Raw genomic sequence first — 19,204 nt, 5'->3', positions numbered from 1 at the left:
CACGGCGCCCTGCTCCTTCAGCCATGGAAAACAAAAGCGACCTCTTCCGAAGGTCGTTTTTTTGGGGATTCCATTGCCGATCCAACGACCAGCGACAGCGAACCCGATGGCGCCTGGTATTCGTCGCCCTGGATCACCTCTTCGCTGCGACGCCGCTCGATCTGCCCCGCGTCGAGCCCCAACAATGTCGCCCGCACGTCGTCGCACGGAATGCAGACGGCACTCAAGCGCTCAGGCAGCATGCCGGGGTGCGGTGGCGAATCTCCTTCAGCCGAACCGCTTCTTCGGCAGCGATCTCGTCGAAGAGGTTCATGCTCATCTTGACGTTGGCCAACTCGATGTCGAAACCGTCCGACTTGACCTGCGCCTTCACGTTGGCGTCGACGACGCGCTTGATTGCCTCCAGTGCTTTCACTTTCCGCATCCATCCGTTCGATGCTCTGCAATAGATCGGGCACGGTGGCCGGAATCCCTCCCCGCGTTGGGTAGTTCCGCCGCCTGGCCGCGAGACCACGCGAGAGGACGGCTGACAGGGTCGCGACGGCCCGCGGCTCGCGGGCGTTCTTTCGGGGAGGTCAATGGGAGAACTTCTCGCGAAGCTCCCCGCCTTGCAGGCAAAAGGCGGTGTGGGTGCGTGAGCTGGGCCCACAAACTGAAAAGCCCCTGATTCCGTTCGGAATCAGGGGCTTCGAAGAGTGGTGGCCTGGGGCGGAATCGAACCACCGACACGCGGATTTTCAATCCGCTGCTCTACCAACTGAGCTACCGGGCCTTGGTGTGCAGCCTCAAATTATACAGCGCTTCTGCGGCCTCGCGAAAGGTCCACGCCAAGTTGTTTGAGTTTTCTATAAAGATGGGTGCGCTCGAGGCCGGTTTTCTCCGCCACGCGGGTCATCGAACCGTTTTCCATCGCGAGGTGGAACTCGAAGTAGGCCTTCTCGAAACCATCGCGCGCATCGCGCAGCGGGCGGTCGAGGTCGAAGCTCTGGGTCGACTGCGGGCCCGCATCGGCCACCGGCACGGCCGCCAGCGACGCCATCAACAGGCTGTCGCCCGTGGTGGTGATTGCGGCAGCCTGGTGGGCGCCGGTGGGCGGCGGCACCACGCCGGCGGCGGTGCGGCGGGCGCTCTCGCGCGCCAGCCCCTGCTCCACCGCCTTGAGCAGCTTCTGCAGCGTGATGGGTTTTTCGAGGAACGCGAAGGCGCCGATGCGCGTGGCATCGACCGCGGTGTCGATGGTGGCGTGCCCGCTCATCATGATGACGGGCATGCTCAGCAGGCCCGCGGTGGACCACTCCTTGAGCAAGGTGACGCCGTCGGTGTCCGGCATCCAGATATCGAGCAGCACGAGATCGGGCCGGGCGCGTTGTCGGGCCGCGCGGGCTTCGGCGGCGTTTTCCGCGAGCTCCACGTTGTGGCCTTCGTCATTGAGAATTTCGAAGAGCAGGTCCCTGATGCCCAGCTCGTCATCGACCACGAGAATGTTTGCCATGAGTGCTGCTTGTTGTATGCGCTGGTGTGTATTGATCCGCTCCCGATCCAGCCCCTATGCGCTGGATTCGCCGGTACTCAGGCGGACGAAGATTTCGAATCTTCGGTGTGAGCGACCGCTGCCCGCGGTTCGCCTGCCAGCGCGAATGATAGCGAGACTTGCGCCCCTGCCACAGCCCCGTCGACGACACGGTTGGAAAGCTCGATGCGCGCGCCATGCTCGTCGGCGATCTTCTTGACGACGGCCAGGCCCAAACCGGTACCTTTTGTTTTCGTCGTGACGTAGGGCTCGAAGGCGCGCTTGAGAATATTTTCGGCAAAGCCGGGCCCGCTGTCCTGCACGGTGAGGCGCACGCGCTGGCCCGAATCGCCCAGGCGGGTGCGGATGACGACCTCGCCCACCCGGCCCGTGCCGCTGGCGGCGGCCTCGGCGGCGTCCTGTGCGTTCTGCAGCAGGTTGTGCACGACCTGGCGGATCTGCTGCTCATCGCCGCGCACGGGCGGGCAGCGCTCGTCGAGCTCCGAGCGCAACGTGATCGGCAGGTTCTCGGCGTGGTACAGCTGCAGCACGTCGGCCAGCAGCGCATTGAGGTCGACCGGTTTGAGGTCGGCAGCGGGCAGCCGTGCGTAGTCGCGGAATTCGTTCACCAGCCGCTTCATCGCATCGACCTGGTCGACGATGGTCTTGACCGACTTCACCAGGATGGCCTGCTCGGGGGCCGCCACCTTGCCCGAAAGCTTCATCTCCAGCCGCTCGGCCGACAGCTGGATCGGCGTGAGCGGGTTCTTGATCTCGTGCGCCAGGCGCCGCGCCACCTCGCCCCAGGCCTGTGCGCGCTGGGCCGAGACAATTTCCGAGATGTCGTCGAACACCAGCAGCCGCGCATCGCCCGGCAACTCGGCGCCGCGCGCCACGATGTTGATGGCGTCGTCCTGCTGCGGCAGGTCGTGGCCCGTGGCGTGCAGCTCGAAGGCGTGCTGCCAGTGGTCCAGGCCGTGCTGCATGCGCTCGACCAGGAACTCGTCGAACTGCTGCTGCACCTTGGCGCCGAAGTCGGCCAGCCCCGGCACCTCGACCAGCGCCTTGCCTTCATAGGCGGCGAGCGGCGCGCGCAGCACGCGGGTGGCGCCCGGATTGGTGGACAGCACGGTGCCCTTGGCGTCGAGCACGATCACGCCCGAGGTCAGGTTGTCGAGGATGGTCTGCAGGTTGCCGCGGGCGGCATCGAGCTGGTCCATGGTCTTCTCGACCGCGCCGCGCGCATCGGCCAATTGCTGCGTCATGACGGCGAAGGAGCGCGTGAGGCCGCCCAGCTCGTCCTTGCCTTGCAGCACGGCGGTGGGCCGCAGGTCGCCGGCGGCCACCTGGCGCACGCCGTCGGCCAGCACGAGCAGCGGGCGCGCCAGCTGGTTGCCGAAGAGCACGGCCAGCAGCACGGCGCCGAACACCGCGAGGAACAGGCTCAGCGTGAGCGTGCCGATGTACATGCGGCGCAGCCCCTCGCGCGCGAGCGCGCGCTCCTGGTACTCGCGGTTGGCCTCCTGCACGGCCAGGGCGTTGGCGACCACGGCCGGCGGCAGCGGCCGCGTGACCTGCAGGTAGCGCGGTGCGGTGTCGAAGTCGAAGCCCGGACGCTGCACCATGGCCAGCGCGCGCACGCTGGCGCTCGGCGGCGTGGCACTGGGCAGTGCGGTTTCTTCCAGGCCCTCGACATGCGCGACGGCGCGGTCGGGCCGCACCTGGCGGAACTGCTGCGCCGTTGGCCGCTCGGGGTTGAGCTGGAAGCGCGACGCCCCGGCGCTGGCCACCAGCTGGCCCGAGCCGGTCCAGAGGATCACGTCGCTGGCTTCGAGCTGGTCGCGGATGCGCTCCAGCAGCAGCCCCGCGCTCGCGTCAGGCACCTGCGCCAGCTGGGCGCTGGCGGTGCGGGTTTTCGCAGCGAGGTCGTCGGAGAGCGAATCGAGCGTGGCGCGGCCCAGGTTCAGGCCGGCATCGAGCGCGCCTTCGACCTTGACGTCGAACCAGCTCTCGATCGAGCGCGCGACGAACTGGTAGGACACCACGTAGACCAGCGCCCCCGGCACCACGCCCACGAGCGCGAAGATGGCGGCGAGCTTGATCAGCAGCCGGCTGCCGAACTTGCCCTGGCGCAGCCGCCGCAGCAGCCGGAACGCGACCCAGCCGATCACCAGCACCAGCAGCACGGCCACCACCACGTTGATGCCGAACAGGCGCACGTAGTAGCGCTCGTACAGCGCGCGGTTGTTGGTGGCCTGCGCGAGCAGGAACATCAGCACCAGGCCGATGGCGGTGACCATCGCGGCGCCGACGCCCACGGCCCAGCGCAACGCGCGCGAGCGGCGGGCGGCAGGCGTGGCCGCGGCGCCGCTGCGCGGCTTGGTGCTCACCGCTGCTTCTCCAGCGGCAGCCGGGCGGTGCGCTCGGCGGCGATGTTCCATTCGGCCTGCCCGACCATGCCGATCTGGAAGGGACGCGGCAGCTGCGAGGTGTCGAGCCGGAAGCGGAAGGTGACCTGGTGCAGCGGCTCGTCGCCGATCTCGGCGGCGTCGCCCAGCCGCAGCCGGCCGATGCGCTTGATGGCCTCGAGCGCGTCGCCGAGGCTGTCGAAGTTCTGGTTCAGCGAGATGCCGAAGCCGGCGGCGCCGGTAATGGGCACCGGCGACACGTTCAGCCGCCAGCGGCGCGTGAGGGGCTGGTAGGCCAGCCGCATGTGGCGTGCCACCTGGGCGACCTTGCGGTCGGTCCAGTACCAGCGCTCCTGGAAGACCTCGGCTTCGGCCACGAAGTAGATGGCGATGCCCTTGTCGAGCACGTCTTCCACCAAGGTGGGCAGCTCGAACTGCACGGCGGCGCTCAGGTACACGCCGTCGTCGGCCTGCTCCAGCCGCATCTGGGTGATGGTGGCGCCACCGGCGCGGGCCTGGGCGGTGGCGGCGGCCGGGAACAGGGCCATCCACAGGGCCCAGACCAGCAGCAGGCCGGCCAGCAGGATCGACCGGCGGCCGTCAGTGCGGCGCGGGTTTTTCAAGCAGGGCGTAGAAGAAGCCGTCGTGGTCACCAGGGGGATTGTCCGGGACGCCACGGGCATTCGCCCCACTTTGAGGCAGCAAGTGTCCCGGGGACGGCAGCAATCGGGCATCGGTGTTGCGTACAAGAAACGCATCAATTTGTTGCGAGCCTTCTTCGCGGAACACGGAACAGGTGCAGTAAAGCAGCCGGCCGCCGGGCCGCACGAGCGGCCAGAGCGCGGCCAAGAGCGTCGCCTGCTGGGTCGCCAGCTGGGCGGTGTCGCTCTCGCGGCGCAGCCAGCGCACATCGGGATGGCGCCGCACGATGCCCGAGGCGGTGCACGGCGCGTCCAGCAGGATGGCGTCGAACAGGGCGCCGTCCCACCAGTCGGTGGGGCGGCCGGCATCGGCCACCACCACCTTGGCCTTCAGGCCGAGGCGGGCGAGCGTCTCGTCGATGCGGCGGCTGCGCATGGCATCGACCTCCAGCGCGGTCACCTCGATGGCGTGGGCGCCGGCCCGTTCGATCAGGTGCGCGGTCTTGCCGCCGGGGGCGGCGCAGGCGTCGAGCACGCGCAGCGGCACGGCGCCGGGCTTGGCGGGCAGCAGGCCGTCGAGCAGCAAGGGGGCCGCGAGCTGCGCGGCGGCGTCCTGCACGGAGCAGGCGCCGTCGGCGAAACCGGGCAGCTGCTGCACCGGGCGGGCCCGTGTGAGCTGCAGGCCGTCGACGCCGACGCGCGTGGCGCCGAGGCCCACGGCCTCCAACTCCAGCAGGTACGCGGCCGGTGTCGATTGCAGGGCGTTCACGCGCAAGGTCATCGGCGCCTGGGCGTTGTCGGCCGACAGCACGCGCTGCCAGTCGCGCGGGTGGTCGCGCTTGAGGCGCTCGATCCACCAGCGCGGATGGTTCCACTGCGCGACCGGTTCGGTGTCGGTGGCGGCCACGAGTTCGTCGCGCTCACGCAGGAAGCGGCGCAGGCAGGCGTTGATGAAGCTGGCCTGCGCCCGCGTCGCCGGGTTGCGCTTGGCGGCTTCCACGGCCTGATCGACCAGCGTGAAGGGTTCGTAGGGGGCGTGGTCGCTGTGCCAGGCCAGCGCGAGCGCGGTGCACAGCAGGGCGTCGGGCAGTGGCGGCGGCGTGCGCTTGGCCAGGTGGCGGCGCAGCGCCTCGGCGCGGCCGAGCCAGCGCAGCACCTGGAAGCCCAGGGCCTGCACGCCGGGGCGCAGCGCGGGCTCGACGGCCTCGAACGCGACGGTGCCCGAGGTGCCGGCGCGAATCGACGCCAGCGCCCCTGCGGTCAGTTGCAGTTGGCGCCAGAGCGGCGGTTGTTGCGGCGCCGAGGAGGCGCTGCCCGAAGAGGGGTCGAAGGAGAGATCTGCTGGCAAGTTGGAGCCGATGGTAACGGGCGAGAAAGACAGCACGCCGCGCGGTGGGAATGGAAACGAAGGCGTTACCCGCCTGTCGTCGGGTCGAGGCCGGTCAGAGCAAGGGCGCCGCCGGCCGCAGTCGCACGATCCAGGCCACCAGCAGCGCCGGGAACTGGGCGATGCCGGCGTTGTACTGCGCCACGGCCAGGTTGAACTGGCCGCGCGCGATTTCCGCCGCCGCCGACGGCTCGGGCCAGGCGATGGGCGCGGCCGGATCGGACGCGCCACCCAGGCCGGGCATCAGCGGCGCGGGCCGCGACAGCGTGCCGTCCGCGTCGAACACGGTGACCGCGCCCGGGTACTGGCGCCGCCATGCGGCGATGAGCACCTGCAGCGCGGTGGCCAGCGCCGCCATGCTGCCCGGGTCGAGCGGGCGCACCCGCGTCGCGCCGAGCAGGGTCGCGAGTTGCGTCGTGGCGGCCTGCAACGGCGCCACGGTGGGCGCGCCTTCGGGCGGCGTCTCGGGCCGGGGCGCGGCGGTGATGCTGGCCTGGACGAAATCGAGCTGCTTGCGCAGTGCCACGTCGAGCACGGCGTAGGCCTGGAGCACGGCCGCGCGCAGACGCACGAGCCGGTTGTAGGCGCCCACGAACCAGAACAGCAGCAGCGCGGCAACGAGCCATCCGGCCAGCGAATCGGGCAGGACGCTCATCGGAAACAGAACCTCTTGGTCATCGGTCGGAACCCAGGAAACACAAAGAAAAACGCCCCCCGACCAGAGCGGTCGGGGGGCGTGGGCAACCGGTCATGCCGGTGATGCTAACCAGTTATTCGGTCGCGGCGCCTTCGTTGGCGTCCACCGTGCTGGTCGTCGCATCGCTGTCGCTCGAGCCGGCCAGATCGGCGGCTTCCGACTCGGCGATGGCGCGGCGCTCGGCTTCGTCCATGGCGTCCTTGACCTTGCGGGCCTGGTGGTACGCCATGCCGGTGCCCGCGGGAATCAGGCGACCGACGATGACGTTTTCCTTCAGACCGCGCAGCTCGTCGCGCTTGCCCATGATCGCGGCTTCGGTCAGCACGCGCGTCGTTTCCTGGAACGAAGCGGCCGAGATGAACGAGTCGGTCGAGAGCGAGGCCTTCGTGATACCCAGCAGCAGGTTGGTGAACGTCGCGGGGATCTTGCCTTCGGCGCGCAGGGCGTCGTTGGTGTTGAGCATTTCGCTGCGTTCGACCTGTTCGCCGGAGATGTAGCTCGTGTCGCCGATGTTGTCGACCACGACGCGGCGCAGCATCTGGCGAACGATCACCTCGATGTGCTTGTCGTTGATCTTCACACCCTGCAAACGGTACACGTCCTGCACTTCGTCCACGATGTAGCGCGCGAGTTCTTCCGAACCCAGCAGGCGCAGGATGTCCTGCGGGTCCGCCGGACCGTCGACCACGCTTTCGCCCTTGTTCACCACCTGGCCTTCGTGCACCAGGATGTTCTTTTCCTTCGGCACGAGGTCTTCGTAGACGCCGCCTTCGGGATCGGTGATCTGCAGGCGGATCTTGCCCTTGGTCTCCTTGCCGAACGACACGGTACCGGTCATTTCGGCCAGCATGCCCTTGTCCTTCGGCGAACGGGCTTCGAACAGCTCGGCCACGCGCGGCAGACCGCCGGTGATGTCTCGGGTCTTCTGACCTTCGACCGGGATGCGTGCCAGCACTTCGCCGGGGCCCACGTCCTGACCGTCGCGGATCTGCACCAGGGCGCCGATCGGGAAGCCGATCGTCACCGAGTGGTCGGTGCCGGGGATCTTCACTTCGAGGCCTTGGGCGTCGATCAGCTTGACCTGCGGACGCACGACCTTGGCAGCGCCGCGGCGCTTCGGGTCGATCACGACCAGGGTCGACAGACCGGTCACTTCGTCCACCTGCTTGGCGACCGTCAGGCCTTCCTCGACGTTCTCGAACTGCGCCTTGCCGGCGAACTCGGTAATGATCGGGCGGGTCAGCGGGTCCCAGTTGGCGAGCACGTGGCCGGCCTTGATCTGCTGGTCGGCCTTGACCGTCAACGTGGCGCCGTACGGCACCTTGTGACGCTCGCGCTCACGGCCGTGCTCGTCATGGATGACGATCTCGCCCGAACGCGAAATCACGACCAGCTCGCTCTTGCTGTTGGTCACGTAGCGCATCGTGGCGTTGAAGCCGATCGAGCCGTTCGACTTGGCTTCCACGCTCGAGGCGATGGCAGCGCGCGAAGCGGCACCACCGATGTGGAAGGTACGCATCGTCAGCTGCGTGCCGGGTTCGCCGATGGACTGGGCAGCGATCACACCGACGGCTTCGCCGATGTTGATCAGGCCGCCGCGGCCCAGGTCGCGGCCGTAGCAGGTCGCGCAAATGCCGAAACGCGTTTCGCAGGTCAGCGCGGTGCGGACCTTGACTTCGTCGACGCCCTGGGCTTCCAGTGCTTCGATGTTGTCTTCGTCGAACATCTCGCCGGCCTTGAGCAGCACCGAACGGTTTTCCGGGTGCAGCACGTCGTCCGCCGCCGAGCGGCCCAGGATTCGGTCGCGCAGCGACTCGATCACTTCACCGCCTTCGACGATCGCGCGCATCAGGTAGCCGCCGTGCGTGCCGCAGTCCTGCTCGGTCACGACCAGGTCTTGCGTCACGTCGACCAGACGACGGGTCAGGTAACCCGAATTCGCCGTCTTCAGCGCCGTGTCGGCCAGACCCTTACGGGCACCGTGGGTGGAGATGAAGTACTCCAACACGTTCAGGCCTTCGCGGAAGTTCGCGGTAATGGGCGTCTCGATGATCGAGCCGTCCGGCTTGGCCATCAGGCCCCGCATACCGGCCACCTGGCGAATCTGCGCTGCGGAACCGCGGGCGCCGGAGTCGGCCATCATGTAGATGGAGTTGAAGGACTCCTGCTCGACTTCCTTGCCGTGGCGGTCGATGACCTTCTGCTTCGAGAGCTTGGCCATCATGACCTTCGACACTTCGTCGCCAGCCTTGCCCCAGATGTCCACCACCTTGTTGTAGCGCTCACCGGAGGTCACGAGACCGGAGACGTACTGCTGTTCGATCTCCTTCACTTCCTTGGCCGAGCGCTCGATGATGCCGTGCTTTTCAGCGGGCACCAGCATGTCGTCGATCGCGATCGAGATGCCGGCCTTGGTCGCCAGGCGGAAGCCGTTTTGCAGCAGCTTGTCGGCGAACACGACGGTCTCTTTCAGGCCGCACTTGCGGAACGAGACGTTGATGAGCTTGGAGATTTCCTTCTTCTTCAGCGCCTTGTTGATGTTCGAGAACGGCAGGCCCTTCGGCAGGATCTCGGACAGCAGGGCACGGCCCACGGTGGTGTCCACGAGCGAGGTCGACGGCGTGAACACGCCGGTTTCCTTGTCCTTGGTGTACTCCGTGATACGCACCGCGACCTTGGCAGTGAGTTCGACTTCGTTGGCGTCCAGCGCGCGCTGCACTTCACCGATGTCGGAGAAGATCAGGCCCTCGCCCTTGCCGTTGATGCGGTCGCGGGTCGTGTAGTACAGACCCAGCACCACGTCCTGCGAAGGAACGATCGACGGTTCGCCCGAAGCCGGGAACAGCACGTTGTTGGAGGCCAGCATCAGCGTGCGGGCTTCCATCTGCGCTTCCACCGACAGCGGCACGTGGACAGCCATCTGGTCGCCGTCGAAGTCGGCGTTGAAGGCCGCGCAAACGAGCGGGTGCAGCTGGATGGCCTTGCCTTCGATCAGGATCGGCTCGAACGCCTGGATGCCCAAACGGTGCAGCGTAGGCGCACGGTTCAGCATGACCGGGTGTTCCTTGATCACTTCTTCCAGGATGTCCCAGACCACCGGCGTGCCCGATTCGACTTCCTTCTTGGCGGCCTTGATCGTCGTCGCGATGCCCATGGCTTCGAGACGCGAGAAGATGAAGGGCTTGAACAGTTCGAGCGCCATCAGCTTGGGCAGGCCGCACTGGTGCAGCTTGAGCGTCGGGCCCACCACGATGACCGAACGGCCCGAGTAGTCCACGCGCTTGCCCAGCAAGTTCTGGCGGAAACGACCGCTCTTGCCCTTGATCATGTCGGCCAGCGACTTCAGTGCGCGCTTGTTGGCGCCCGTCATGGCCTTGCCGCGACGACCGTTGTCCAGCAGCGAGTCGACAGCCTCTTGCAGCATCCGCTTTTCGTTGCGCGCGATGATTTCCGGAGCCTTCAGCTCCAGCAGGCGGCGCAGACGCGAGTTGCGGTTGATGACTCGGCGATACAGGTCGTTCAGGTCGGAGGTCGCAAAGCGACCGCCGTCCAGCGGCACCAGCGGACGCAGGTCCGGCGGCAGCACGGGCAGCACTTCGAGCACCATCCAGTTGGGCTTGATGCCCGACTTGCGGAAGGCCTCGAGCACCTTCAGGCGCTTGGAGTTCTTCTTGACCTTGACTTCGGAGCCGGTCAGGTCGCCGCGCAGGCGTTCGATCTCGCTGTCGAGTTCGATGCCTTCGAGCAGGTCCTTGATGCCTTCGGCGCCCATCTTGGCGATGAACTCGTCACCGTATTCCTTGCGCTTGGCGTCGTAGTCGTCCTCGGACATGATGCCGAACTTCTTCAGCGGGGTCATGCCGGGGTCGGTGATCACGTACGCTTCGAAGTACAGCACGCGTTCGATGTCGCGCAGCGTCATGTCGAGCACGAGGCCCAGGCGCGACGGCAGCGACTTCAGGAACCAGATGTGGGCGCAGGGCGCGGCCAGGTCGATGTGACCCATGCGCTCGCGACGCACCTTGGTCTGCGTGACTTCAACGCCGCACTTCTCGCAGATCACGCCGCGGTGCTTCAGGCGCTTGTACTTGCCGCACAGGCACTCGTAGTCCTTGATGGGGCCGAAGATCTTGGCGCAGAACAGACCGTCGCGCTCGGGCTTGAACGTGCGGTAGTTGATCGTCTCAGGCTTCTTCACCTCGCCGAAAGACCACGAACGGATCTTCTCGGGCGAAGCCATGCCGATCTTGATGGCATCGAAATGCTCATCGGGCGTGAATTGCTTGAACAGGTCGAGTAGCGATTTCATAAGACTCTTTCCCTTTTCAACTTAGGAACGCTCGAGCTCGATGTCGAGACCCAGCGAACGAATTTCCTTGACCAGCACGTTGAACGATTCCGGCATGCCGGCTTCGATCGAGTGCTCGCCCTTGACGATGCTTTCGTACACCTTGGTACGGCCTTGCACGTCGTCGGACTTCACGGTCAGCATTTCCTGCAGGACGTAGGCGGCGCCGTAAGCTTCCAGCGCCCACACTTCCATTTCACCGAAACGCTGGCCGCCGAACTGCGCCTTGCCGCCCAGCGGTTGCTGCGTGACGAGCGAGTACGGACCGGTCGAACGGGCGTGCATCTTGTCGTCCACCAAGTGGTGCAGCTTCAAGAAGTGCATGTAGCCGACGGTGACGGGACGCTCGAACTGGTCGCCGGTGCGGCCGTCGTACAGGTACGCCTGCGTGCGCGTATCGGTCAGGCCCTTGAGCTTGGCGATGTCGTCCGGGTAGGCGAGCTTCAGCATGCCGCGGATTTCTTCTTCCGAGGCGCCGTCGAACACCGGCGTCGCGAAGGTCGCGCCGCTTTGCAGGTTGGCCGCCATGGCGAGCAGCTCGGTGTCGCTCAGTTGGTCGAGCTCTTCCTTGCGGCCCGAGCCGTTGTACAGCTGCTCCAGGAACTTGCGCAGCTCGGCCACCTTGGCCTCTTGCTGCAGCAGGTCGCCGATGCGCTGGCCGATGCCCTTGCCGGCCCAGCCCAAGTGCACTTCAAGCACCTGGCCCACGTTCATCCGCGAAGGCACGCCCAGCGGGTTCAGGCAGATGTCGCACGGCGTGCCGTCGGCCATGTGAGGCATGTCTTCGACCGGAACGATCTTGGACACCACACCCTTGTTGCCGTGACGGCCGGCCATCTTGTCGCCGGGTTGCAGGCGGCGCTTGACGGCCAGGTAGACCTTGACCATCTTGAGCACGCCCGCGGGCAGCTCGTCGCCTTGCGTGAGCTTCTTGCGCTTTTCTTCGAACGCGAGGTCGAAGCTGTGGCGCGTTTGCTCGAGCGAGTTCTTGATCGACTCGAGCTGCGAAGCCACTTCGTCTTCCGCCGGACGGATGTCGAACCAGTGGAACTTCTCGACCGACGACAGGTAGGCCTTGTCGAGCTTGGTGCCCTTGGCCAGCTTGTTCGGGCCGCCGTTGGCGACCTTGCCGGTCAGCAGCTTCTCGATACGGTCGAACGCGTCGGCTTCGACGATGCGCAGCTGGTCGTTCAGGTCGAGGCGGAAGCGCTTGAGTTCATCGTCGATGATCTGCTGGGCGCGCTTGTCGCGCTGGATGCCTTCACGGGTGAACACCTGCACGTCGATCACGGTGCCTTGCGAGCCCTGGTCCACACGCAGCGAGGTGTCCTTCACGTCGGAAGCCTTCTCGCCGAAGATGGCGCGAAGCAGCTTCTCTTCCGGCGTCAGCGTGGTCTCGCCCTTCGGCGTGACCTTGCCCACCAGCGTGTCGCCCGGCTGCACTTCGGCGCCGACATAGATGATGCCGGATTCGTCGAGGCGATTGAGCTGCTGCTCGGCCAGGTTCGGGATGTCGCGCGTGATTTCTTCGGCGCCCAGCTTCGTGTCGCGGGCCATCACCACCAGTTCCTCGATGTGGATCGAGGTGTAGCGGTCTTCGGCGACGACGCGTTCCGAGATCAGGATCGAGTCTTCGAAGTTGTAGCCGTTCCAGGGCATGAACGCGATCAGCATGTTCTGGCCGAGGGCCAGTTCGCCGAGGTCGGTCGATGCGCCGTCGGCCACCACGTCGCCCTTGGCGATCTTGTCGCCGCGCTTGACGATCGGACGCTGGTGGATGTTGGTGTTCTGGTTCGAACGCTGATACTTGATCAGGTTGTAGATGTCCACACCGACTTCACCGGCAGCCGCTTCGGCGTCGTTCACGCGCACCACGACACGGGTCGCATCGACGTAGTCGACGATACCGCCGCGGGTGGCCGTGACCACGGTGCCCGAATCGACCGCGGAAACGCGCTCGATGCCGGTACCGACCATCGGCTTTTCGGGACGCAGCACAGGCACGGCCTGACGCTGCATGTTGGCGCCCATCAACGCGCGGTTCGCATCGTCGTGCTCCAGGAACGGCACGAGCGAGGCAGCCACCGACACGATCTGCGCAGGCGACACGTCCATGTACTGGATGCGCTCGGCACCGACCAGGATCGATTCGCCGGCTTCACGCGCCGAGACCAGGTCGCCGGTCAGCGTGCCGTCCTTGTCCAGGACCGCATTGGCCTGGGCGATGACGTACTTGCCTTCTTCGATGGCCGACAGGTAGTCGATGTCCATCGTGACCTTGCTGTCGACCACGCGGCGGTACGGCGTCTCGATGAAGCCGTATTCGTTCAGGCGGGCGTACAGGGCCAGCGAGTTGATCAGACCGATGTTCGGGCCTTCAGGCGTTTCGATCGGGCACACGCGGCCGTAGTGGGTCACGTGCACGTCGCGCACTTCGAAGCCTGCACGTTCACGCGTCAGACCACCCGGGCCAAGAGCCGACACGCGGCGCTTGTGGGTGATTTCGGACAGCGGGTTCGTCTGGTCCATGAACTGCGACAGCTGCGACGCACCGAAGAATTCCTTCAGCGCAGCCGAGATCGGCTTGCTGTTGATCAGGTCGTGCGGCATCAGCGGCTCTTGCTCGGCCTGACCCAGACGTTCCTTCACGGCCTTCTCGATACGTGCCAGGCCGGTGCGGTACTGGTTTTCGGCCAGTTCGCCGACGCAACGCACGCGGCGGTTGCCCAGGTGGTCGATGTCGTCGACTTCGCCGTTGCCGTTGCGCAGGTCCACGAGGATCTTGACCACGGCCAGGATGTCTTCGTTGGTCAGCACCATCGGGCCGGTCGATTCGTCGCGGCCGACCTTGGCGTTGAACTTCATGCGGCCCACGCGCGACAGGTCGTACGTGTCCGGGTTGTAGAACAGGCGCTGGAACAGGGCCTGCACCGCGTCTTCCGTCGGCGGCTCGCCGGGGCGCATCATGCGGTAGATGGCCACGCGCGCGGCGAACTCATCGACGGTTTCGTCGATGCGCAGCGTTTGCGAGATGTACGCGCCCTGGTCCAGTTCGTTCGTGTAGATGACCTGGATGTCCTGCACGCCGGCCGTGCGCAGCTTCTTGAGCAGCGCTTCGGTCAGCTCGTCGTTGGCCTTGGCCAGGATTTCGCCGGAGTCGGCGTCGACGATGTTGCGGGCGATCACGCGGCCGATCAGGAAGTCTTCCGGCACGCTGATGTGCGTGGTGCCGCCCTGCTCGAGCTCACGCGTGTGGCGCGCGGTGACGCGCTTGTCCTTGGCGACCACGACCTTGCCCGACTTGTCGGTGATGTCGAAGCGCGCGACTTCGCCGCGCAGGCGCTCGGAGACGAACTCCATCTGCGCGCCGCTGTCCATCAGGCGGAAGTTGTCGTTCACGAAGAAGTTCGCGAGGATCGATTCCGGGTTCAGGCCGATGGCCTTCAGCAGGATCGTGACCGGCATCTTGCGGCGACGGTCCACGCGGAAGTACAGCATGTCCTTCGGGTCGAACTCGAAGTCGAGCCACGAACCGCGGTAGGGAATCACGCGGGCCGAGAACAGCAGCTTGCCCGAGCTGTGCGTCTTGCCCTTGTCGTGTTCGAAGAACACGCCAGGCGAACGGTGCAGCTGCGAGACGATCACGCGCTCGGTGCCGTTGATGATGAACGAACCCTTGTCGGTCATGAGCGGCACTTCGCCCATGTAGACCTCTTGTTCCTTCACTTCCTTGACCACCTTGGACTGCGAGGTCGACGACTCGCGGTCATAGATGATGAGCTGCACCTTGGCGCGCACGGCCGAGGCGAAGGTCAGACCGCGGGTCTGGCACTCACGCACATCGAACGCCGGCTTCGCCAGGTTGTACTCGAGGAACTTCATCTCGACGAAACCGTTGTGCGAGACGATCGGGAAGGCGGCGTCGAACGCGGCCTGCAGGCCTTCGACGGTGCGTTGTTTGGGGGCGATGCCGGCTTGCAGGAACGCGGTGTACGCGTCTTTCTGCATCTGCAGCAGGTAAGGGATTTCGACGACGCTGTCGCGGTTACCGAAACTTTTTCGGATGCGCTTGCGTTCGGTGTAACTGTACGCGGACGATTGGGCCATGAGAGCTCCGGTGCTTGAGATCTTCAGCGACTTGTCAGCAATGCCGGGCGAACGGCACCACTGCTTGGCGGCTGGCCACTACCAGCCGTTGGCGGACGGCGATGCATTGCACATCGCCCGAACCAAGGGGTCTTCTGCAGTCGGGTTCAGAAGACACTCAAAAATCGTCTTGGCTTTTGCTTTTTCATCGACCTTTCGGTCTCTGAGAAAACCGGCGCCAAGCCGGCTTTTGGGTGCGCTCTGAAAGCGGCAAAGGCTGGAGGGCCTTTTCAGGCACCTCCAGCCCTCTAGGGGGTCTGAATTACTTCAGTTCCACCTTGGCGCCGGCATCTTCCAGCTTCTTCTTGGCGGCTTCAGCGTCAGCCTTCGACAGGCCTTCCTTGACAGCCTTGGGAGCGGCTTCCACCAGGTCCTTGGCTTCCTTGAGGCCCAGGCCGGTGATTTCGCGCACGGCCTTGATCGCCGACACCTTGTTCGCGCCAGCATCCATCAGCATGACGTTGAATTCGGTTTGCTCTTCAGCGACTGCAGCAGCAGCGCCACCGCCGGCAGCGGGTGCCGACATGGCTGCGGCGCTCACGCCAAACTTCTCTTCGATGGCTTTCACCAGGTCGTTGAGTTCCAGGACCGTCATGCTGTCGAGCGCGGTCAGAAATGCGTCTTTATCGAATGCCATTTTTGTTTCCTAACAATTGGGTTGAATATTCAAAAACGAGGGCGCGCTCAGGCGGCCTGCGCTTCTTCTGCCGGTGCATCGGCGACGGGTGCAGCTTCGCCACCACCACGCTTCTCGGCCAGCGCCGCGAGCACGCGGGCGGTACGAGAGATCGGGGATTGCATCAAGCCCAGCAGTTGCGCCAGCAGCACTTCCTTGGAAGGGATGTTGGCCAGTTGCTTCACGCCTTCGACGTCCAGGGCCTTGCCACCGAATGCGCCACCGCGAATCACCAACTTGTCGTTGGTCTTCGCGAAATTGGCCACCACCTTAGCGGCAGCCACAGCGTCTTCGGAGAAGCCATAGATCAGCGGACCGGTCATCTGGTCGCCGACGATCTCAAACGGGCTGCCAGCGACAGCACGGCGAGCCAGCGTGTTCTTCAGAACACTCAGGGTCACACCGTTGCTGCGCGCTTCGCTGCGCAGTTTGGTCATATCGGCCACCGTGATGCCACGGTATTCCGCCATCACGAGCGTTTGAGCTTTTGCGGCGAGGCTGGTCACATCACTGATGACCGCTTCTTTCTCACTGCGATTCAGACTCAAGGTCTACTCCTTTTAATGCGACCTTCGGCCGGGGCCTCGGATCGCGCTTCATGCAGCGACCAACTGTTTCGGAACAAAAATCAAATTCCTTGCAGTGGGGTCGCCATCTGCGCTGGATACCGGAAGGATCGATCCGGCCATTAAGTGCAGCGCCCTGCACACCAGCGGTCTTGGATGGCTCGCGGCAACCGAAGCTGCCGCGACCCACCACATCTGCCCTCTCCTTGCGGGAGCGGGCAAATCTCTTTAGCTCGCCGAGATGGTTTGCGTGTCCACGCGGACACCCAGACCCATGGTCGACGACACAGCCACCTTGCGCAGGTACACACCCTTGCTGGTCGCGGGCTTGGCCTTGACCAGAGCGTCGATCAGCGCAGCGAGGTTGCCTTGCAGCTTGTCGTTGTCGAACGAGCGACGGCCGATCGTGCCGTGGATGATGCCGGCCTTGTCGACGCGGAACTGGACCTGGCCAGCCTTGGCGTTCTTGACAGCGGTGGCGACGTCAGGCGTCACGGTGCCAACCTTGGGGTTGGGCATCAGGCCGCGCGGGCCGAGGATCTGACCGAGCGTACCGACGACGCGCATAGCGTCAGGGGCAGCGATCACGACGTCGAAAGGCATGTCGCCAGCCTTGACCATCGCAGCCAGGTCGTCCATACCGACGATGTCGGCGCCGGCGGCCTTGGCTTCTTCAGCCTTGGCGCCTTGGGCGAACACGGCGACGCGCTTGGTCTTGCCGGTGCCGTTCGGCAGCACGACAGCACCGCGAACCACCTGGTCCGACTTCTTCGCGTCGATGCCGAGCTGCACGGCCACGTCGATCGATTCGTCGAACTTGGCGGTGGCGGCGTCCTTGACGATGACGATGGCGTCAGCCAGGGGGTACAGCTTGTTGCTGTCGACCTTGCCTTCGAGCGACTTTTGCTTCTTGGTGATCTTGGACATTTACACGCCCTCCACATTCACGCCCATCGAGCGGGCCGAGCCGGCGATGGTGCGAACTGCTGCGTCGAGGTCGGCGGCAGTCAGGTCCTTCATCTTGGCCTTGGCAATTTCTTCGAGCTGAGCGCGCGTGATCTTGCCGACCTTGTCGGTGTGCGGACGGGCCGAGCCCTTGTCCAGCTTGATGGCCTTCTTGATCAAGGTGATCGCCGGGGGCGTCTTGATGATGAAGGTGAAGCTCTTGTCAGCGAACGCGGTGATGACCACCGGCAGCGGCAGACCCGGCTCGACGCCTTGGGTTTGCGCGTTGAACGCCTTGCAGAACTCCATGATGTTCAGACCGCGCTGACCCAGTGCGGGACCGATCGGCGGGGACGGGTTGGCCTTACCAGCTGGCACTTGCAGCTTGATGAAGCCGACGATTTTTTTCGCCATGCTTTGCTCCTTGCGGGTGATATCGCCTTGGCTTTCGCCGCGGCTCCCCGGGGTTAAACGACTCTTCGATCAAGGCCGCGCGCCGAGTCGGACAACGCGCAGCCGGAAACTGGCAGGCCCACCCGAAGGCAGGCCATGGGATCAGGTCTTCTCGACCTGACCGAATTCGAGCTCCACAGGGGTGGCGCGGCCGAAAATCATGACCGACACACTGACCTTGCTCTTCTCGTAGTTGACGTCTTCCACCGTGCCATTGAAGTCGGTGAACGGGCCTTCCTTGACGCGCACGAACTCACCCACGGTGAACTCGACCTTGTGCCGCGGCTTCTCGGTGCCCTGCTGCATCTGGTTGACGATGTCCTCGACCTCTTTCTGCGAGATCGGGGCCGGACGGTTCTTGGCGCCGCCCACGAAACCCGTCACCTTGTTGGTGTGCTTCACCAGGTGCCAGCTCTCGTCGTCCATGATCATTTCGACCAGCACGTAGCCCGGGAAGAAGCGACGCTCGGTGGTGCGCTTCTGGCCGTTCTTGATCTCGACCACTTCTTCGGTCGGAACCAGGATGCGGCCGAACTTGTCCTGCATGCCGGCGCGGGTGATGCGCTCGGTGATGTTGCGCTCGACAGCCTTCTCCATGCCCGAGTAGGCATGCACCACGTACCAACGCAGATCAGGGTTGGTGGCGGGAGCCAGGAGAGGGTTTTGCTCTTCTTCCGGCGTGCTCGGCGTGGTTTCAACTGCATTCACTGGATCAGCGGTCATTATTTTCTCCAGCCCAGAATGAGGTCAAAGAACACCCATTCGAGCGTCTTGTCGGTGAGCCAGAGGAAGACGGACATGATCGCCACGAAGGCGAACACATAGGCCGTCATCTGCATCGATTCCTTGCGGGTCGGCCACACGACCTTCTTGACCTCGCGCCACGAGTCACGACCGAAAGCCCACAGCTGACGGCCATTCTCGGAGCTGCCGAAGGCGCCCACGGCCGCGGCCAGGCCGACCAGCAGCGCAGCCCATTGCACCAGCGAGCCTTGGCGCGACAGCAGGTAGAACGCGACGATCGCGCCCACTGCCAGCACCACCGCCGCAGCCAGCTTGGCTTTGTCGGCACCCGTGCTCACGGTTTCGATTTGAGAAGTGGCCATGTCGGCTGATTTCCTGTGACCTTGCGGCCTTCAATTCAATGCGTCTCTTGAGACGCCGAAGCCCATCGGATCGCGATGGGCTTGTCGGGGTGCCACCTAGGTGGCAGGGGCAGTAGGAATCGAACCTACAACCTTCGGTTTTGGAGACCGACGCTCTGCCAATTGAGCTATACCCCTCCGGCACTCTTTACGCTTGGCTTAGATGTCGAGGATCTTGGCCACGACGCCCGAACCCACGGTACGACCGCCTTCACGGATGGCGAAGCGCAGGCCTTCTTCCATCGCGATCGGGTTGATCAGCTTGACGGTGATGCTGACGTT

15 protein-coding genes, 2 tRNA genes and 1 pseudogene are annotated in these 19,204 nt (G+C 65.0%); all 18 read right to left on the bottom strand.

Annotated features, from left to right (window positions below; genetic code table 11):
- Positions 1 to 17: 17 nt before the first annotated feature.
- The gene (locus AC07Q9_RS25910) at positions 18 to 242 is read right to left on the bottom strand and encodes a hypothetical protein (protein WP_495312265.1); all 225 of its coding nucleotides are present in this window, start codon (positions 240 to 242) and stop codon (positions 18 to 20) included.
- Positions 230 to 415: pseudogene (locus AC07Q9_RS25905) on the bottom strand (electron transfer flavoprotein subunit beta/FixA family protein); the annotation flags it as partial. The pseudogene AC07Q9_RS25905 and the gene AC07Q9_RS25910, both read right to left, overlap by 13 nt.
- A gap of 281 nt (positions 416 to 696) precedes the next feature.
- Positions 697 to 772 (bottom strand) — tRNA-Phe (locus AC07Q9_RS25900).
- 18 nt (positions 773 to 790) lie between these two features.
- A complete protein-coding gene (locus tag AC07Q9_RS25895; protein ID WP_062480363.1) occupies positions 791 to 1,492 on the bottom strand; it encodes a response regulator in 702 nt (233 codons plus the stop codon).
- Positions 1,493 to 1,569: 77 nt separating this feature from the next.
- On the bottom strand, positions 1,570 to 3,900 hold the full coding sequence (locus AC07Q9_RS25890; RefSeq protein WP_495312264.1) for a sensor histidine kinase: 2,331 nt from the start codon (positions 3,898 to 3,900) through the stop codon (positions 1,570 to 1,572).
- Positions 3,897 to 4,541 carry a DUF4390 domain-containing protein gene (locus AC07Q9_RS25885; RefSeq protein ID WP_489060766.1) on the bottom strand — a complete coding sequence of 215 codons (645 nt, stop codon included), beginning with the start codon at positions 4,539 to 4,541 and terminating at the stop codon, positions 3,897 to 3,899. The genes AC07Q9_RS25890 and AC07Q9_RS25885 overlap by 4 nt, the downstream gene beginning before the upstream one ends.
- Positions 4,519 to 5,907: a 16S rRNA (cytosine(967)-C(5))-methyltransferase RsmB gene (gene rsmB / locus AC07Q9_RS25880; RefSeq protein ID WP_495312263.1), complete on the bottom strand. Its 1,389-nt coding sequence runs from the start codon at positions 5,905 to 5,907 to the stop codon at positions 4,519 to 4,521. The genes AC07Q9_RS25885 and rsmB overlap by 23 nt, the downstream gene beginning before the upstream one ends.
- 94 nt (positions 5,908 to 6,001) lie before the next feature.
- Positions 6,002 to 6,601, bottom strand: coding sequence for a LemA family protein (locus AC07Q9_RS25875; RefSeq protein WP_139701540.1), 600 nt, complete (start codon positions 6,599 to 6,601; stop codon positions 6,002 to 6,004).
- Between the two features lie 115 nt (positions 6,602 to 6,716).
- Positions 6,717 to 10,952, bottom strand: a complete 4,236-nt coding sequence (gene rpoC, locus AC07Q9_RS25870) for a DNA-directed RNA polymerase subunit beta' (RefSeq protein ID WP_489060759.1) — start codon at positions 10,950 to 10,952, stop codon at positions 6,717 to 6,719.
- Between the two features lie 21 nt (positions 10,953 to 10,973).
- On the bottom strand, positions 10,974 to 15,098 hold the full coding sequence (rpoB, locus tag AC07Q9_RS25865; protein WP_489060757.1) for a DNA-directed RNA polymerase subunit beta: 4,125 nt from the start codon (positions 15,096 to 15,098) through the stop codon (positions 10,974 to 10,976).
- A gap of 301 nt (positions 15,099 to 15,399) precedes the next feature.
- Positions 15,400 to 15,774 carry a 50S ribosomal protein L7/L12 gene (gene rplL / locus AC07Q9_RS25860; protein ID WP_489060755.1) on the bottom strand — a complete coding sequence of 125 codons (375 nt, stop codon included), beginning with the start codon at positions 15,772 to 15,774 and terminating at the stop codon, positions 15,400 to 15,402.
- Between the two features lie 47 nt (positions 15,775 to 15,821).
- On the bottom strand, positions 15,822 to 16,361 hold the full coding sequence (gene rplJ, locus AC07Q9_RS25855; protein WP_056584633.1) for a 50S ribosomal protein L10: 540 nt from the start codon (positions 16,359 to 16,361) through the stop codon (positions 15,822 to 15,824).
- 246 nt (positions 16,362 to 16,607) lie between these two features.
- Complete coding sequence (gene rplA, locus AC07Q9_RS25850) at positions 16,608 to 17,306, bottom strand: 50S ribosomal protein L1 (protein WP_056584630.1); 699 nt, start codon at positions 17,304 to 17,306, stop codon at positions 16,608 to 16,610.
- The gene (gene rplK / locus AC07Q9_RS25845; protein WP_056584627.1) at positions 17,307 to 17,738 is read right to left on the bottom strand and encodes a 50S ribosomal protein L11; all 432 of its coding nucleotides are present in this window, start codon (positions 17,736 to 17,738) and stop codon (positions 17,307 to 17,309) included. It abuts the gene before it with no gap.
- 141 nt (positions 17,739 to 17,879) lie between these two features.
- The gene (gene nusG / locus AC07Q9_RS25840) at positions 17,880 to 18,500 is read right to left on the bottom strand and encodes a transcription termination/antitermination protein NusG (RefSeq protein WP_495312262.1); all 621 of its coding nucleotides are present in this window, start codon (positions 18,498 to 18,500) and stop codon (positions 17,880 to 17,882) included.
- On the bottom strand, positions 18,500 to 18,883 hold the full coding sequence (gene secE, locus AC07Q9_RS25835; protein WP_062479313.1) for a preprotein translocase subunit SecE: 384 nt from the start codon (positions 18,881 to 18,883) through the stop codon (positions 18,500 to 18,502). Before secE ends, nusG begins: the two co-directional genes overlap by 1 nt.
- Positions 18,884 to 18,984: 101 nt before the next feature.
- Positions 18,985 to 19,060, bottom strand: a tRNA-Trp gene (locus AC07Q9_RS25830).
- 21 nt (positions 19,061 to 19,081) lie between these two features.
- Positions 19,082 to 19,204: EF-Tu C-terminal domain-related protein (locus tag AC07Q9_RS25825; RefSeq protein WP_455342413.1), on the bottom strand; the 123-nt coding region annotated here is incomplete at its 5' end.

It is taken from the genome of Variovorax sp. GW821-FHT09A10 (genome assembly GCF_059418385.1).
The sequence above is the reverse complement of the archived record's forward strand: the minus strand, read 5'-3'. Positions and strand labels throughout refer to the sequence as shown.

Coding starts and splice junctions, on each gene's coding strand:
- AC07Q9_RS25910 (WP_495312265.1), bottom strand. CDS start 242: ATGCTGCCTGAGCGCTTGAGTGCCGTCTGCATTCCGTGCGACGACGTG.
- AC07Q9_RS25895 (WP_062480363.1), bottom strand. CDS start 1,492: ATGGCAAACATTCTCGTGGTCGATGACGAGCTGGGCATCAGGGACCTG.
- AC07Q9_RS25875 (WP_139701540.1), bottom strand. CDS start 6,601: ATGAGCGTCCTGCCCGATTCGCTGGCCGGATGGCTCGTTGCCGCGCTG.
- rpoC (WP_489060759.1), bottom strand. CDS start 10,952: ATGAAATCGCTACTCGACCTGTTCAAGCAATTCACGCCCGATGAGCAT.
- rpoB (WP_489060757.1), bottom strand. CDS start 15,098: ATGGCCCAATCGTCCGCGTACAGTTACACCGAACGCAAGCGCATCCGA.
- rplL (WP_489060755.1), bottom strand. CDS start 15,774: ATGGCATTCGATAAAGACGCATTTCTGACCGCGCTCGACAGCATGACG.
- rplA (WP_056584630.1), bottom strand. CDS start 17,306: ATGTCCAAGATCACCAAGAAGCAAAAGTCGCTCGAAGGCAAGGTCGAC.
- rplK (WP_056584627.1), bottom strand. CDS start 17,738: ATGGCGAAAAAAATCGTCGGCTTCATCAAGCTGCAAGTGCCAGCTGGT.
- nusG (WP_495312262.1), bottom strand. CDS start 18,500: ATGACCGCTGATCCAGTGAATGCAGTTGAAACCACGCCGAGCACGCCG.
- secE (WP_062479313.1), bottom strand. CDS start 18,883: ATGGCCACTTCTCAAATCGAAACCGTGAGCACGGGTGCCGACAAAGCC.